17 protein-coding genes and 1 pseudogene are annotated in these 15,884 nt (G+C 51.4%); 8 read left to right on the top strand and 10 right to left on the bottom strand.

What is annotated here, in order from left to right:
• Positions 1 to 91: 91 nt before the first annotated feature.
• Positions 92 to 961, bottom strand: a complete 870-nt coding sequence (pldA, locus tag OQV04_RS06390) for a phospholipase A (protein ID WP_001259700.1) — start codon at positions 959 to 961, stop codon at positions 92 to 94.
• Positions 962 to 1,125: 164 nt separating this feature from the next.
• Between pldA and yigI the strand changes: the two genes are divergently transcribed.
• From yigI to OQV04_RS06370, 4 genes are all read left to right on the top strand, one after another.
• Positions 1,126 to 1,593: an acyl-CoA thioesterase YigI gene (yigI, locus tag OQV04_RS06385; RefSeq protein ID WP_001277142.1), complete on the top strand. Its 468-nt coding sequence runs from the start codon at positions 1,126 to 1,128 to the stop codon at positions 1,591 to 1,593.
• Positions 1,594 to 1,644: 51 nt separating this feature from the next.
• Positions 1,645 to 2,535: an EamA family transporter RarD gene (gene rarD / locus OQV04_RS06380; protein ID WP_032281917.1), complete on the top strand. Its 891-nt coding sequence runs from the start codon at positions 1,645 to 1,647 to the stop codon at positions 2,533 to 2,535.
• A 94-nt stretch (positions 2,536 to 2,629) separates the two neighbouring features.
• Complete coding sequence (gene yigG / locus OQV04_RS06375; protein WP_024257910.1) at positions 2,630 to 3,010, top strand: protein YigG; 381 nt, start codon at positions 2,630 to 2,632, stop codon at positions 3,008 to 3,010.
• A 13-nt stretch (positions 3,011 to 3,023) separates the two neighbouring features.
• Positions 3,024 to 3,404: a DUF2628 domain-containing protein gene (locus tag OQV04_RS06370; protein WP_000032581.1), complete on the top strand. Its 381-nt coding sequence runs from the start codon at positions 3,024 to 3,026 to the stop codon at positions 3,402 to 3,404.
• A gap of 42 nt (positions 3,405 to 3,446) precedes the next feature.
• Here the strand turns inward: OQV04_RS06370 and corA are convergent, their stop codons facing one another.
• On the bottom strand, positions 3,447 to 4,397 hold the full coding sequence (corA, locus tag OQV04_RS06365; RefSeq protein WP_000947159.1) for a magnesium/cobalt transporter CorA: 951 nt from the start codon (positions 4,395 to 4,397) through the stop codon (positions 3,447 to 3,449).
• Between the two features lie 151 nt (positions 4,398 to 4,548).
• On the bottom strand, positions 4,549 to 4,605 hold the full coding sequence (gene ysgD / locus OQV04_RS06360; protein WP_211180520.1) for a protein YsgD: 57 nt from the start codon (positions 4,603 to 4,605) through the stop codon (positions 4,549 to 4,551).
• 161 nt (positions 4,606 to 4,766) lie between these two features.
• Here ysgD and OQV04_RS06355 point away from each other — a divergent pair, with 161 nt between their 5' ends.
• Positions 4,767 to 5,531, top strand: a complete 765-nt coding sequence (locus OQV04_RS06355; protein ID WP_032281916.1) for a phosphodiester glycosidase family protein — start codon at positions 4,767 to 4,769, stop codon at positions 5,529 to 5,531.
• Positions 5,532 to 5,613: 82 nt separating this feature from the next.
• Positions 5,614 to 6,516 (top strand): SAM hydrolase/SAM-dependent halogenase family protein, encoded by a 903-nt coding sequence (locus OQV04_RS06350; RefSeq protein ID WP_032281915.1) that lies wholly within the window; start codon positions 5,614 to 5,616, stop codon positions 6,514 to 6,516.
• Positions 6,517 to 6,560: 44 nt separating this feature from the next.
• Here the strand turns inward: OQV04_RS06350 and uvrD are convergent, their stop codons facing one another.
• From uvrD to lptM, 6 genes are all read right to left on the bottom strand, one after another.
• Positions 6,561 to 8,723, bottom strand: a complete 2,163-nt coding sequence (uvrD, locus tag OQV04_RS06345; RefSeq protein ID WP_000383417.1) for a DNA helicase II — start codon at positions 8,721 to 8,723, stop codon at positions 6,561 to 6,563.
• Positions 8,724 to 8,806: 83 nt separating this feature from the next.
• Entirely contained in the window at positions 8,807 to 9,523 is a 717-nt protein-coding gene (yigB, locus tag OQV04_RS06340) for a 5-amino-6-(5-phospho-D-ribitylamino)uracil phosphatase YigB (protein WP_001213584.1), read from the bottom strand.
• Positions 9,523 to 10,419: a tyrosine recombinase XerC gene (gene xerC, locus OQV04_RS06335; protein ID WP_032281914.1), complete on the bottom strand. Its 897-nt coding sequence runs from the start codon at positions 10,417 to 10,419 to the stop codon at positions 9,523 to 9,525. The genes yigB and xerC overlap by 1 nt, the downstream gene beginning before the upstream one ends.
• A complete protein-coding gene (locus OQV04_RS06330) occupies positions 10,416 to 11,123 on the bottom strand; it encodes a DUF484 domain-containing protein (protein WP_000812796.1) in 708 nt (235 codons plus the stop codon). Before OQV04_RS06330 ends, xerC begins: the two co-directional genes overlap by 4 nt.
• Positions 11,120 to 11,944, bottom strand: a complete 825-nt coding sequence (gene dapF / locus OQV04_RS06325; RefSeq protein WP_001160654.1) for a diaminopimelate epimerase — start codon at positions 11,942 to 11,944, stop codon at positions 11,120 to 11,122. The genes OQV04_RS06330 and dapF overlap by 4 nt, the downstream gene beginning before the upstream one ends.
• Positions 11,945 to 11,980: 36 nt before the next feature.
• Complete coding sequence (lptM, locus tag OQV04_RS06320; RefSeq protein WP_000799889.1) at positions 11,981 to 12,184, bottom strand: LPS translocon maturation chaperone LptM; 204 nt, start codon at positions 12,182 to 12,184, stop codon at positions 11,981 to 11,983.
• Between the two features lie 158 nt (positions 12,185 to 12,342).
• On the opposite strand from lptM, the pseudogene OQV04_RS06315 reads away from it, so the two are divergent.
• Positions 12,343 to 12,521 (top strand): annotated as a pseudogene (locus OQV04_RS06315) (DKNYY family protein); the annotation flags it as partial.
• Between the two features lie 124 nt (positions 12,522 to 12,645).
• Positions 12,646 to 12,966: an iron donor protein CyaY gene (cyaY, locus tag OQV04_RS06310; RefSeq protein ID WP_032281913.1), complete on the top strand. Its 321-nt coding sequence runs from the start codon at positions 12,646 to 12,648 to the stop codon at positions 12,964 to 12,966.
• Positions 12,967 to 13,005: 39 nt separating this feature from the next.
• On the opposite strand, the gene cyaA is transcribed toward cyaY, so the two are convergent.
• A complete protein-coding gene (cyaA, locus tag OQV04_RS06305; RefSeq protein ID WP_000281680.1) occupies positions 13,006 to 15,552 on the bottom strand; it encodes a class I adenylate cyclase in 2,547 nt (848 codons plus the stop codon).
• Between the last annotated feature and the right edge of the window lie 332 nt (positions 15,553 to 15,884).

Here is a 15,884-nt window from a genome sequence, read left to right as displayed (position 1 = left end):
AGCGCCTGCGCGAGAAACTGCAATGCTTTTAGTCTCTGAGAGGGTAATCCTGGATGCTGGATTCCAGATTTGCCAACCACTCAACCGTTCATCAAAACAAATCGTTTAGCATAACCCCCACACCGACACGGGTCTGGTTGAAGTTATAGTCGATGAGCGATTCGCCATAGCCGCTGTAAACCTGAGTATAAAGGCGCACATGTTTGGTGATCGGGTAACTTAAGCCTAACTCCGCACCGCCGTAGCCGGTGTTCCAGTTGTACTGTCCTTTCGCACTGAGCACCGCATCACCGAGGTGATAGCCGATTTTAAGCTGGTAGTAACCCATATATTTGGTGATATCCGGGTTATCGTCAGTATTACCCACCACATACCACGGCTTCACTTCTACCAGCCAGTTACCGTTTTCTGCCATCAGGCGAGTATAAAGGCGGTTCCAGCTGCGGGAGGTCGGGTCTGAACGCCCGTTAGAGTCGTGGTTATACCCCATCTCCACATCGCGCAGCGTCCAACCTGCAAAACGGTAATCGGTGGCAAAACCGAGGAACAATTGCGGTTCGTAGTTGGTTTCACGAAACGGTGAAGACTCTTCGCTATTGGACAGTTGCCACCAGGATTTTTGCGTATAAGACGCACCCAACACCGAGTTCGGGCCTAAAATCCCACGCCACAGCGGAAATGCCAGGCTCAACTGAAACTTTACTTCATCCTTACGCGCATTTTCCGCCCAGTCGTAACTGGCAATCGCTTCTTTGTTCAGATCGCTGGTTTGGGTGTAGATGAGGTAGTTGGTGTCATAAGGATAGAGCGTGAACGGATTGTCATGCTCCTGCAGCATATTGGCGATAATACTGCCACGCACCGCTGGCGCGTCATGCACCTCTTTCACCGTTGCCTCTTGTGCATATACTGCCATAGGCAACATAAACACCGGCAACAACCAGCCCTGCAGAGTCCGCATCGGTCGTGTTCTCCGTAACGAATTATTGATAAGGTGAATGTTTTTCTGCGGGCTATTTTACATACTTAACTCCATTGCCGTTAGTTATCCCTTCCTAAAGTAGAAACCAACAACAAAGAAGCATAAAATCAACATTTCATTAACCAATGAAGTGTAAGGATGATATGTCTGCCGTACTGACCGCTGAACAAGCCCTGAAATTAGTGGGTGAGATGTTTGTTTATCACATGCCATTTAACCGCGCGTTAGGGATGGAGCTGGAGCGTTACGAAAAAGAGTTCGCACAGCTGGCCTTTAAAAATCAGCCAATGATGGTGGGTAACTGGGCGCAAAGCATTTTGCACGGCGGGGTCATTGCGTCGGCGCTGGATGTCGCCGCCGGTCTGGTGTGCGTGGGAAGTACCTTAACCCGCCACGAAACCATCAGTGAAGATGAACTACGCCAGCGGCTATCGCGGATGGGGACCATTGATCTTCGCGTTGATTATCTGCGCCCAGGCAGGGGCGAGCGTTTTACTGCTACCAGTAGTCTGTTGCGTGCAGGCAATAAAGTCGCCGTCGCCCGCGTTGAATTACACAATGAAGAACAGCTTTATATTGCCAGTGCCACCGCCACCTATATGGTAGGTTGAAGACATAAAAGCAGGTAAACTGCTGTTACCAATTAAAAATGAGTATTCCCGATGGATGCAAAACAAACGCGGCAGGGCGTATTACTCGCTCTTGCCGCTTATTTTATTTGGGGTATAGCCCCAGCGTACTTCAAGTTGATTTACTACGTGCCCGCCGATGAAATCCTGACGCATCGCGTGATCTGGTCGTTTTTCTTTATGGTGGTGCTGATGAGCATTTGCCGCCAGTGGTCCTATTTAAAAACGCTGATTCAGACGCCACAGAAAATTTTTATGCTGGCAGTCTCTGCCGTGCTGATTGGTGGCAACTGGCTACTGTTTATCTGGGCGGTGAACAATCACCATATGCTGGAAGCGAGCCTTGGTTACTTTATTAACCCGCTGGTGAACATTGTGCTGGGGATGATTTTCCTCGGCGAGCGATTCCGCCGGATGCAATGGCTGGCGGTGATTCTGGCGATATGTGGCGTGTTGGTTCAGCTCTGGACTTTTGGTTCACTGCCGATCATCGCGCTGGGACTGGCATTTAGTTTTGCCTTCTACGGTCTGGTACGCAAGAAGATTGCCGTTGAAGCGCAAACCGGCATGTTAATCGAAACTATGTGGCTGCTGCCCGTGGCGGCAATTTACCTGTTTGCTATTGCCGATAGCTCAACCAGCCATATGGGGCAAAACCCGATATCGCTGAATTTACTGCTGATCGCCGCCGGTATTGTCACTACCGTACCGCTGTTGTGTTTTACTGCAGCTGCGACACGCCTGCGTCTCTCAACGTTAGGCTTTTTCCAGTACATTGGCCCGACGCTGATGTTCCTGCTGGCTGTGACGTTTTATGGTGAAAAACCGGGTGCCGATAAGATGGTGACTTTCACCTTTATTTGGGTGGCGCTGGCAATTTTTGTGATGGATGCGATTTATACGCAGCGTAGAACGTCCAAATAAAAAATAAATATATTCTGAAAAAATATGCCGACTCTTGCATGAGAGTGGGCATATTGCCATGCTGACCGGAGACTCATACAAGGATGTGAAATTTATGTTACGTATATTTATCCCAACATCTAACGGCAAGATTTCCAGACGTCGTTATATATTTTCATTTATTTTAATAAATTTCATTTTTGCCTTTCTTATTATCTTTTTTAACGATGGGGAAGCAGGTTTTCTTGTTATAGTCTCTACCATCGTACTCCATTATCTCGTCATCAACATGAATTGCCAGCGACTCCGTGATAGTGGTTTCGTCTATATAAAAACTTATGTTTTTGGTACATTAGCAGTATATATCATCTCTATCATCACAATGATAGCCGAAGATTTTGCCTGTTCAGGCAATGGTTCGATGATTTTTTTAATTTGTTATTTTTCCACTTTCAGTATGCTAATGCTTGCACCTACTGATTCATCAAAACAATAGTTATGGAGTATTTATAAGTAAGGAATATATGAACGATGGTTCATTAAGTGAAAAATGGAAATACCGATTTAATTTTTATGATCAACATGGTTTTCCTGGATTCTGGGGGGCAACACCAGAATATAAAGCAGCATTTAAAGCATTAAAAGTAAGACAACGCTTAACTATTCAAATGAATTTCATTGCTTTCTTCTGTTCCTGGATATATTTATTTGTCCTGGGGTTATGGAAAAAAGCAATTATAGTTCTATTACTTGGTATTCTATCTCTATTTGTTGGTGCACTAATTGGCGTTAACATTCTGGGAATTGCCGTAGCAGCCTATGTTGCTGTTAACACGAACAAATGGTTCTATGAGAAAGAAGTAAAAGGGTTAAATACCTGGAGCCTTTGAATAAGAGGTGGCTTAGCCAGGCTAAACCACCGCTCTCGTTTTTTACAACCAGTTCTTCCGCTTAAAGTACAGATACGGTGCCAGGCCCGCGAGGATCATAAAGATAATCGCGCCTGGGTAGCCGAAACTCCACTTCAGTTCTGGCATAAACTCAAAGTTCATCCCGTAGCTGGAAGCAACCAGCGTTGGCGGCAGGAACACGACGGATACCACCGAGAAAATTTTGATGATGCGGTTCTGCTCGATGTTGATAAAACCCATTGCCGCCTGCATCAGGAAGTTCACCTTCTGGAACAGGGATTCGTTATGCGGCAGCAGGGATTCGATATCTCGCAGGATTTCACGCGCCTGCTCCAGTTGCCCACCCGGTAAACGCGCTTTACGCACCAGGAAGTTGAGAGCGCGCTGGGTATCCATCAGACACAGGCGAACTTTCCAGCCGATATCTTCCAGTTCCGCCAGAGTGGAGAGCGCCTCGTCGTACTCATCGCCCTGATGCCCTTCCATAATCACCCGGCTCAATTGCTCCAGGTCGCTATAGATATTTTCAATTTCATCTGCCAACTGTTCGATTTTGGTTTCGAACAAATCCAGCAGCAACTCGTAGGCGTTACCGTCTACCATCGACTGGCTACGGGCACGCATACGATATAGACGAAAAGCGGGCAGTTCACGCTCACGCAGAGTAAACAGACGACCATCACGGATGGTAAATGCCACAGTGGAGTTACCGGCGTGATCTTCCGCATCTTCAAAGAAGAAGAAGGAGTGAATATGCAGGCCGTCGTCGTCTTCAAAGAAACGTGCCGATGCTTCGATGTCTTCCAGTTCCGGGCGGGTTGCCAGGCTCTGACCAAGTTCAGATTGTACGCGCAGTCGCTCGTCGTCGTCCGGTTCGACAAGATCAATCCATACTGCATTTACAAGGGGTTGTGACTCTTCGACTTCCAGCCGGGTCAGTCGGTTATTTTCCAGTTGAAATGCGCTCAGCATGACCGGGACTCCCAATGCTTAAAATATCGGACAGTTCGGTGGGCACACAGAAACAAATTGGGTTTCAGACCATTAAACAGCCTGACTCAGCGCGACGGGAAAAATTGAGGTCGCTGACAACCGCTAAGGCTATCAGCAAAAAGGGATAGCCTTAGGAGTTGATCCTGGATGACAGGATAGTGAGCCAGTATCTACTGGGTGTGTCCAAGGCGAATGTCCTCTTAGAGTGATCGTGCGCGCATGTTACGCCAGCAAAATTTTGCCGTCAACACGCAACAGAACACCACAGAACAATAGTTGAACTTCGCGCTTTTTGGTACTCGTCAAGGTCGCTAACAGGATAAAAAAATCCCACATCCAGGACCTATAATGGCGCATCGGCTACTCATTGGTAAAGGAATGATCACCTTGAATCTCAAACGGATTTTTCTCGCCCTCACCTTACTTCCCTTGTTTGCTGTTGCCGCTGATGATTGCGCACTCTCAGATCCGACGCTGACCGTACAGGCGTATACCGTTAATCCTCAAACAGAGCGGGTGAAAATGTACTGGCAAAAAGCCAATGGCGAAGCGTGGGGAACGTTACATGCTCTGCTGGCGAATATTAATAGTCAGGGTCAGGTGCAGATGGCGATGAACGGCGGCATCTATGATGAAAGCTATGCGCCGCTCGGTTTGTACATCGAAAACGGTCAGCAGAAGGTGGCGTTAAATCTCGCTTCAGGTGAAGGGAATTTCTTTATCCGTCCTGGCGGCGTGTTTTATGTCGCGGGAGATAAAGTCGGCATCGTTCGTCTGGATGCCTTTAAAGCCAGTAAAGAGATTCAGTTTGCGGTGCAGTCAGGGCCAATGTTGATGGAAAACGGTGTAATTAATCCGCGTATTCATCCCAACGTCGCCTCACGTAAAATTCGTAACGGTGTTGGGATTAATAAACATGGGAATGCCGTGTTTTTGTTGAGCCAGCAGGCGACAAATTTTTATGATTTTGCCTGTTATGCCAAAGCGAAACTGAACGTTGAGCAGCTGCTTTATCTTGATGGCACGATTTCACATATGTATATGAAAGGCGGGGCAATCCCGTGGCAACGCTATCCTTTTGTCACCATGATTTCCGTCGAGCGGAAAGGTTAAGCATTGTACACTCGAGGAGGCCAGACAAACTGGGGCTGGCTACACAGCTGGAAAATCATCAGATAAATGAAGGGAAACAAAAATGAAAAAAACGCTCGCAACGTTATTTTTATTAACGTGTCTGGGATCATCATCCGCTTATGCGGATAACGCTTTGATTTTACAAACTGATTTTAGCCTGAAAGATGGTGCCGTCTCGGCGATGAAAGGGGTCGCATTCGGTGTTGACCATAATCTTAAAATCTTTGATTTAACACACGAAATTCCACCGTATAACATCTGGGAAGGCGCTTACCGCCTGTATCAGACCGCCAGTTATTGGCCACAAGGTTCGGTGTTTGTTAGCGTGGTCGATCCAGGTGTAGGTACAGACCGTAAATCGGTAGTGCTGAAAACCAAAAACGGTCAATACTTCGTTTCACCAGATAACGGTACGCTCATTTTGGTGGCGGAATCGCTGGGTATTGAGAGCGTCCGGCAAATCGATGAAAAAACCAACCGCCTGAAAGGTTCCGAAAAGTCATATACCTTCCACGGTCGTGACGTGTATGCCTACACCGGTGCACGCCTGGCTTCCGGAGCGATCACGTTCGAACAGGTGGGGCCAGAGCTTCCTGCAAAAGTTGTCGAACTTTCTTATCAGAAAGCCAAAGCAACAAAAGGTGAAGTGAAGGGCAATATCCCGATTCTCGATATTCAGTACGGCAACGTCTGGAGCAATATCAGCGACGAGTTGCTGAAACAGGCAGGAATCAAACTCAACGACACGTTGTGTGTAACCATTTCCGAAGGTTCCCAGCAAAAATACGAAGGGAAAATGCCGTATGTCGCAAGCTTCGGCGATGTGCCGGAAGGTCAGCCGATGGTGTATCTGAACAGCTTATTGAATGTTTCCGTGGCGCTGAATATGGATAATTTCGCGCAGAAACATCAGGTTGCGTCTGGTGCTGACTGGAATATTGATGTGAAGAAGTGCGCTAAGTAAGGTGCTGATGCCGGATGCGGTGTGGCGCACCGCATCCGGCAACGTTATACCGTCTCCAGCCGGGCGTAAGCCGCCACCAGCCATTTGATTCCCTGGCCCTGGAACGCCACCTGCAAACGGCTATGTTCACCGCTGCCTTCCATATTGACGATGGTGCCTTCACCAAACTTAGCGTGGCGTACACGCTGGCCGAGCTTGTAGCCGCTGTCGTTCTCGACCATCGGCGTACCCATACGCTGATGGCTGACCGGGCGGCTTACCGTGGCGCGCAGGCGCACCTCTTCCACACACTCTTCCGGCAACTCACCGATAAAGCGCGACGGGCGATGGTAAACCTCTTTGCCATACAGACGGCGAGTTTCCGCGTAGGTCAGCGTCAGTTTCTGCATCGCGCGGGTTACGCCAACGTAGGCCAGACGGCGTTCTTCTTCCAGACGACCGCCTTCATCCAGCGACATCTGGCTTGGGAACATGCCCTCTTCCATACCGACGATAAACACCTGCGGGAACTCCAGCCCTTTCGCCGAGTGTAGCGTCATCAACTGCACCGCGTCCTGCCAGGTATCCGCCTGCCCCTCGCCCGCTTCCAGTGCCGCATGGGAGAGGAACGCCTGCAGCGGCATTAAATCTTCGTCTTCTTCGTTGTAGCTGAACTGGCGCGTTGCCGTCACCAGTTCCTCTAAGTTTTCGATACGCGTCTGACCTTTTTCGCCCTTCTCCTGCTCGTACATGGTACGCAGGCCGGAGTCTTTAATTACCCGGTCAGTCTGTACATGCAGCGGCATATCGGCAGTTTCCTGCGCTAAGGCGTCGATCAGTTCCATAAACCGCTGTAAGGCGCTGGCAGCACGTCCGGCGAGGGCTTTTTCCTGCAACAGTTCGCGACATGCCTGCCAGAGTGTTAACTGGCGATCGCGCGATGTCTGACGTACCACGTCCAGCGTCCGGTCACCAATACCCCGCGTTGGCGTATTCACCACACGCTCAAAGGCCGCGTCGTCGTTGCGGTTGGCAATCAGGCGCAGATACGAGAGCGCATCTTTGATTTCCTGGCGTTCGAAGAAGCGCATCCCGCCGTAAATACGGTACGGCATACTGGCCTGCAATAACGCCTCTTCGAGCACCCGCGACTGGGCGTTGCTGCGGTAGAGAATGGCGCACTCGGTAAGCGCTCCGCCGTTGTCCTGCCAGGTTTTGATGCGGTTAACCACAAAACGCGCTTCATCGAGTTCGTTAAAAGCGCAATAGAGGGAAATAGGCTCACCGTCCGCGCCATCGGTCCACAGTTTTTTACCCAGACGCCCGTTATTGTTTTCAATCAGGGCGTTAGCGGCGCTCAGAATATTGCTGGTAGAGCGGTAGTTTTGCTCCAGACGAATAGTTTCGGCACCGGGGAAATCATTAAGGAAACGCTGAATATTCTCCACCTGCGCCCCGCGCCAGCCGTAGATTGACTGGTCGTCATCACCGACGATCATCACTTTGCCGGTGTCGCCCGCCAGCAGGCGGATCCACGCGTACTGAATGTTGTTGGTATCCTGGAATTCGTCCACCAGGATGTTGGTAAAACGTTCGCGGTAGTGTTGCAGGATATGCGGCTTGTTAAGCCACAACTCGTGAGCGCGCAGCAGCAGCTCGGCGAAGTCCACCAGGCCCGCGCGGTCACACGCTTCCTGATACGCCTGATACACCTTCTGCCAGGTCTGCTCCACCGGATTACCGTAGCTTTGAATATGATGCGGACGCAGGCCTTCATCTTTCTGGCTGTTGATGTACCACATTGCCTGGCGCGGCGGCCACTGCTTCTCGTCGAGGTTCATGGCTTTGATCAGACGCTTAAGCAGGCGTAGCTGGTCTTCACTGTCGAGGATCTGGAAATCCTGCGGCAGATTGGCGTCCATATGGTGCGCACGCAGCAAACGGTGCGCCAGCCCGTGGAAGGTGCCGACCCACATGCCGCCCTGGCTGGTGCCCATCAGTTGCCCGATACGATGGCGCATCTCCGCCGCCGCTTTGTTGGTAAACGTCACCGCCATAATCGAATACGGCGAGCAGTTTTCCACGCTCATCAGCCAGGCGATACGATGCACCAGTACGCGCGTCTTACCACTGCCCGCGCCCGCCAACACCAGAAGGTTGCTGCGTGGCGCGGCCACCGCTTCGCGCTGTTTGTCATTAAGGCTATCGAGCAGGTAAGAAACGTCCATTGGCACCGCCGCGTAAAAATAGGTTGGGCGGAGAAGCGCAACGCCCTCCGCCAAAAAGCTGGGTATATATACAGATTTGCTGATTATATCAGCGAGGTCAGAGATGCCAACCGGGAAATTTCCAGATGCGGCAGTAAACGGCTGTCCCAGGTTTGCATCAGATCGCCATTTTCCGGTCTGATCCAACAAGCCTGCATTCCGCTGCGAATTGCCCCACCCACGTCAGTGGTGAGATCGTCCCCAACATGTAAGATCTCGCCGATCGGCACGTTGAGTTTTTCCGCCGCCAGAAAGTACATATCGCTGAACGGTTTTGAGCGCCCGTGCGGGCCAGCGCGCAGCACAAACTCAAAATAATCCCCCAAACCAAACAGTTCCGGCTGGGCGTTACCGTTGGTGATCGCCACCAGCGGCCATTTCTTCGCCAGCTGTTTTAAGGTGTCGTGGGTTTGCTGCGGGACGTCGATTCGGCTGCGCCATTTGGCAAAGTTAATCATTGCTGCGTGTGCGCCTGCACTGGCTTCTTCGGCACTCAGCCCGGCGTCGAGCATCGCTTGTTCAATCGAACGAAAACGCCAACGCGTCACGTCGTGATAAATCTCGGGTTCTGCTTCCCGTACCGCCTGGCGCAGGCGTTGCAGATCTTCATTCTGGAAGCTGCGCAGCGCCGGATGATAATTTTGCACAAAGGTAAGCGCCTCTCGCTCGGTGCGCAAAATCACCGGACGGTTATCGTAAAGGGTATCATCCAGGTCAAAGGTGAGCGCCGAGATGCGCCCCAAAGGCCGGTAAAAACGCATTATTTCCCCCGTTTGGCGCGTGGATGCGCCGCATCGTACACCGAGGCAAGGTGTTGAAAATCAAGATGAGTATAGATTTGCGTGGTGGAGAGGTTGGCATGACCCAGCAGCTCCTGCACACCACGAAGATCGCCGCTCGACTCCAGCATATGCGTAGCGAACGAGTGACGTAATTTATGCGGGTGAACGTGATTATTCAGCCCTTGTTTTATGCCCCATTCGGCAAAGCGTTTCTGCACATTACGCGCGGAGATACGCTTGCCCAGTTTCGACAGAAAAAGCGCGTCGTCTTCGCTACCAAACAGGTCGCGCAAATCAAGCCAGTGCTCAATCCACGCCACAGCGTTGCGACCAATCGGCAGGCGGCGCTCTTTGCTGCCTTTTCCCATCACCCACACTTCGCCGGACTCCAGGTCGAGGTGTTTGATATCCAGCCCCACCAGCTCGGAAAGACGCAGACCCGCGCCGTACATCACTTCCAGCATTGCACGGTCGCGTACAGCGAGGGGATCGTTGATATCAATATCCAGCAGCCGATTCATATCGTCGACGTCGATGTTTTTCGGCAGATGACGCGGCGCTTTCGGTGCCGAAACTCCTTTCGCCGGGTTAGCTTTGAGTTCGTTCTGGCTGACCAGCCAGTCAAAAAAGCTACGTAGCGCAGAAAGCCGTAACGCGAGGCTTGCTGCTCCCAGCCCTTTACGGCGACTGCGTACAGCAAAATTGCGTACCATCGCTGCATCGCATTTTTGCCAGCTTTGCAGGCCGTTTTCGCTGGCAAAATTGATGATCGCCTCAAGCTGACGCTGGTAGTTAAGTAGGGTTATCGGGCTAAGCTGACGCTCCACGCTCAGATAACGTAGGTAGCGTTCTACATCGGTGTGTAAATCGGTCATACGCGTTCAATCCAACGCTCCAGAAGCTCCGGCAACATCAGCGCAATTTCATGAAGTAACTGCGTTCCCTGCCCTTGTTGATAGTGACTGGCATCGCGACTGGTAAACAGCACGACACCCAAATCAGCATCGCTTCCCAGCATCGACATCGCCACCGATCCCACCGCTTTCGCTTCCGGTAGCACCACCAGCAGCTCTGGTCCGTTAAGCGGCCCAAGATAGTGCTGCTCCTGCCCCAGACGCTGAATACGCAGCGGTTCGAAAGACTGACGGCTTAATGCCAGATGAGTGTGGTTCGACGGCGCACCTAAGCGCCAGCGATCCGGAAACAGGCGCAGACTCGCACCTGCCAGGCCAAGATCGCGCGCCCAGCGGTGAAAGCGCATCAGCATATCGTCGAGACTGCTGGCGGCGGTGAGACTGCGCTGCAGGTAGAGTAGGCGATAAAACAGGCCTTCGTTGGCGATAGCCTGTTCCATCAACAGCGCCATGTTCTCTTCCAGAACATGAATATGATTACGTGCGCGGGCCATGTGCCACTCGACCAACGAAACGGTGCCGCGTACCGGATGCGGCACACGTATCGCTTCTACTGCGCGCGCATTGCGGATAAAAAACTCAGGATTTTTAATCAGATAATCGACAACCGCCCGGTCATCAAGCTCCGTGAGTGTTTCCTGCAGTTCTTCCCCTGGTTGCTTCATAGATGAATAAATCCGTCGTAGACATGTACCGCCGGGCCAGTCATATATAACGGGTGACCCGGACCTTTCCAGGCGATATCAAGACGACCGCCGGGGAGTTCCACGCGTACTTCTTCGGCCAGCAAACCTTGCTGAATCCCTACTGCAACCGCCGCACACGCGCCGCTGCCGCAGGCCTGGGTTTCTCCTGCCCCACGCTCATAAACGCGTAAACGAATATGCTCGCGCTTAACCACTTGCATAAAACCGATATTGGCTCGCTCCGGAAAACGCTCGTGGCTTTCCAGAACAGGACCAAGCGTTTCTACCGCCGCGGTATCGACATCATCGACCTGAATCACGCAATGCGGATTTCCCATCGACACCACGCCGCATAAGATTGTCTGCTCGGCGGCGCGCATAATATAGGTCTTTTCCGCTTTGTTAGCGCGAAACGGCACAGCGGAAGGTTCGAAGTTGGGTTCGCCCATATTTACGCGGACCAGATCATCATCGGTGACGGTCAGAACCATCCGCCCGTTGGCGGTGCTGACGCGGATATCGCGCTTATTGGTCAGCCCTTTCAGGCGCACAAAACGGGCAAAGCAGCGCGCACCGTTGCCGCACTGCGCCACTTCACTGCCATCAGCATTGAAAATGCGATAGTGAAAATCCAGTTCAGGATCATACGGCGGCTCAACCACCAGCAGCTGGTCAAACCCTACCCCCAGGTGCCGATCCGCCAGGCGACGAATCAGCTCCGGTGAAAAAAAGACATTCTGCGTTACCGCGTCGACGACCATAAAATCGTTGCCAAGGCCATGCATTTTCGAGAACTGCATCATTTACTCCAATCACGCGGGTACAGAAACTGACTTTTAGTAATTCACCTGGGATGGACCATCGCCAGTGGCGCGATCGTTTTTATCCGGCACCGTGGATTGCGTTTGCGTCTCTACCGGTTTGGTCGGCGGCGGTGCGTTTTTATCTGCAGGCGGGAAATAGAGCGGACCTTTCAGACCGCAGCCCGTCAGGCTGAAGAGAGTAAGTAATACAGTGAGTGCCTTAAACACGTTTTTCATTATGGATTGCCTGTAAAGTTCATCGCTTTCTGCTTTCTATCATCGCAGGAGAAGGCGTAAAAGCAAGCGTTTAGCGACTCTTTATGAAGTCTGAAAAGTGAGGAAATGCTGCGAGTATAACGCTTACTCGTGAGGATTTATGTTCTGCTGGCAGTTTCGTGATCAACACCTCGCGCCAGGATGGCTTTATGCACTATCGCAATGTGGTTTGTTTGTTGGCTTTTTTAGTTCCGTCAGCGTGAGGATGCTCGCTCGGTAAACCTGATCATAATGTTTACCAGAAACAGGGAAAGGCGTGGTGTAACTGCGCCCTAATGAAGAGACAAATCTTTCGCTACACAGAGACATCATTATTCCGGTGCGGATGAATCGTGCCGGAACGCAGCCGCAGAGGTGCAAACTTTGAAGCCCTGACCCCATGCCGCTATACTGCCGCCATCACTTAAAAACAGGATACAACAATGAACGACAGTGAATTTCATCGCCTGGCTGATCAACTCTGGCTGACCATTGAAGAACGCCTGGACGACTGGGATGGCGACAGCGATATCGACTGCGAAATCAACGGCGGTGTACTGACCATTACCTTTGAAAACGGCAGCAAAATCATTATCAACCGCCAGGAACCGCTGCACCAGGTATGGCTGGCAACCAAACAAGGCGGCTACCATTTTTATCTGAAAGGCGATGAGTGGATTTGCGATCGCAGCGGCGAAACCTTCTGGGATTTGCTGGAACAGGCGGCGACGCAGCAGGCGGGTGAAACAGTCAGTTTCCGCTAAGATTGCATGCCGGATAAGCCTCGCTTTCCGGCACGTTCATCACGAAAAATACTGCTGTAATAGCGGCGTATCGTGATCCTGATTGGCAGGCGGCATGTTACCGATAGATTTTGTGCGGAACGGAATCACCTGTTCACGACCATCAACCTTCACAATCTGATAGAACTGCGGCAGGTTGAAGTTGATGAAGCTTGAGCCGTAGGTGAAGCGGTCGTGCGATGACGAGTAGAAGCGACTGACGTCACGTACCAGCTCCTCTTTGCTGCCTTCGCAGTGGTGATACACCTCAACCCGGTTGCTTTCGTCGAGAATGTAGATATTAAAGCCATTCTCGTCTTGCGTTTCTTCGAAGAAGAACTGGATGATCCCTTCGCTGGCAAAGCCGTCCACCACCGCCGGTAATTTGACGTGATTGGTTTCAACCTGCACTGACAGGCCGTGCAGTTTGTTATGCGAAATAGCGCCATAAAACTCGATGGCGTTCTCCAGTTTCTGTACAGATACATTCAGGCGTTCGAAGAACAAGCCCCAGGTTTGACCGGAGACGCGCAGCGCCTTGAAACGCCCGGTTTCCTGGCGGGTGCTAGAAAGACGCAATTCAATACACTCAGAAACCAGTTGCTGCACGCGAGTACGAATTAACCCGCGCAGATGCTGGCTATAACAGAAGACTTCCACGCTATCTGGCGGTGCGGCGTCCTGATGCATTTTGCCGAGAATAGTTTTCAGGGCTTCGATCATCGATTGCTCGCCGTTGAAGTGCAGCGTACGCACTTCGTTCCACGAGTTGCGGTACAGCAGGTCAACGCTACCTACCAGGCAATTTTGATTCTCGCCAAAGCTGAAGACATCCAGCTTACGGAAATCGAAATGCACCACCTGATTGCGGAACGCCGCTGTCGGGTCATATTCCAGGTTAACGATAATCGCCAGATGGCGGATCTCACACGGGCTGTAGAGCGCCTTCGGTGTCGGTGCAGGTAAGCGCAGCGGGAAATGGTGCGACACGTCGGCGACCATCTCCTGCAACTTAGGCAAATCGACAATGCCGTTACCTTTAATATACAAACGGGTGCGCGAGGTCAGCAGGCCGTTAAACCATGCCCACGCCACCAGTTTATTCAGGTAACGGTTATATTCCAGCGGCTGATGGCTGATGATCGACTCAATATTTGGCGCGCGGTTATACAGATACCAACCTGAACGGTTAGCCCGGCCCGGCGGCACATAAATAAAGGTCAGATTCGGTTCCGAGAGATCGGGTGAAATCTGCGGGTTTACCAGCGTCACTTTACCTGGTAATGCTTCAAACGCGGCATACAGCTTACGCGTCAGCACGCCGATATCCTGCGGACTGGCGGAGACGCTAAGGTTATTGCGACGCGCAAAGCGGATCAGATTACGGTAGCTCTGCATCATCGCGTCGAGCAGCTCGTTGTGCGCCTCACGCACCTGATCAATCTTCCAGTTAGCACGGTTATCGAGCATTGCCAGACGAGCTTCGTCCCAACCCCACTCGCTCACTAACTGGCTCAACACTGCGCGACGCCAGCCTACGCAGGCGCGTTCACGGCTGAGCTTTTCGCACACTTTTAAATAGAAGCAGCGACGTACTAAATCCAGACGGGTAAAATCTTCAATCGCCGTCAGGTATTCAGTAACACGCTCCAGCATCATGCAGTATGGATCGAGACCAAACGATACAATCTCGCCGTCGTGCAAACGCTGTTTGATATCTTTCGCCAGCAGACGTGGGTTCGGGTATTCCCAGGAATAGGCTTCCAGCAGCAGTGTTTTCAGCACCGCTTTGTATGGGGAATCGATACTCTTGTAGAGCTGCCAAAGGCTGGCACCAAAGTACTCTTCAGCAGAAAGCGAGCTTAAGCCACCGAGATCCAGCCATTCATTTGGCGTCAGCACGCCCTGCGCGTAAAGCGTCATCACATAGTCGTCGTAATGCTCTTCTTCGTCGCACGGCACCATATTCCACAGAATACGCTTACCGGCGAGACGCACGGCGGTACGATAAAATTCGTCAAGCAGCAGTATATGCTGGGTGGAGCCACAATCTTCGCCCCCCAGGCTGCCGCTTTCATTATGACGGAAGCGGTTTTCATCAATCAGGAAGAAGCTGACTTCCACACCCAGCGAGGCGGCCCAGCTTTCCAGCAGGCTACATTTACGTTGTAGCAACTGGCGCTCTTCGCTATCGAGCCAGGATTGATGACAGACCCAGATATCCAGGTCAGAGGAACAACTTTGCCCTACGGACGAGGTGCTGCCCATGGTGTATACACCAGTAATTGGAAGCTCACCTTTCGGCGGATCCTGTACTGACATTCCACGATACAGTTCAAGCTCGTTCAGGTAGTGGCGTTGAGTTTCATCAGGCGTGTAAAGGCAAATGCCTTTGGGAACGTTACCATCAAGGTAACCCGGCATTAGCGGATGGTGATAGTGCAACAATGTCGGCAGTAGACTGTAGACCTGTTGGAATGCAGGCCCCATAGCAGCAAGCGCGCGATCCACACGCAATTGATTTATGGCATCCAGTCTCTGTTTCAGAGTCTCAATATAGAGGTACAAGACGTATCGCCTGATTTGCTACCCGTCATGACTGTGATTCCGCCAACATCAACGGTAACACGCGGCATTCGGGATATTTCGTATGTCAAAGGTAACCGTTACCACTTTTCGCGCCTGGTTTTTTTAGTTTCACGACGAAAAAATGGTCTAAAACGTGATCAATTTAACACCTTGCTGATTGACCGTAAAGAAAGATGCGCTACATACAAGTGTAGCACCGTTTATTCTCTGTAAATTCCTTATTACGACGGCGTGAAACGCCTGTCAGGATCCACTGCCAGACCTCATTTTACGGTTTGCGCAGGCGTCTACGTTTCACCACAACACTGACA

The organism is Escherichia sp. Lx600-2, assembly GCF_036662595.1.
In the GTDB taxonomy this organism is placed as follows: domain Bacteria; phylum Pseudomonadota; class Gammaproteobacteria; order Enterobacterales; family Enterobacteriaceae; genus Escherichia; species Escherichia coli.
This window is presented reverse-complemented; position numbering and strand designations above follow the sequence as displayed.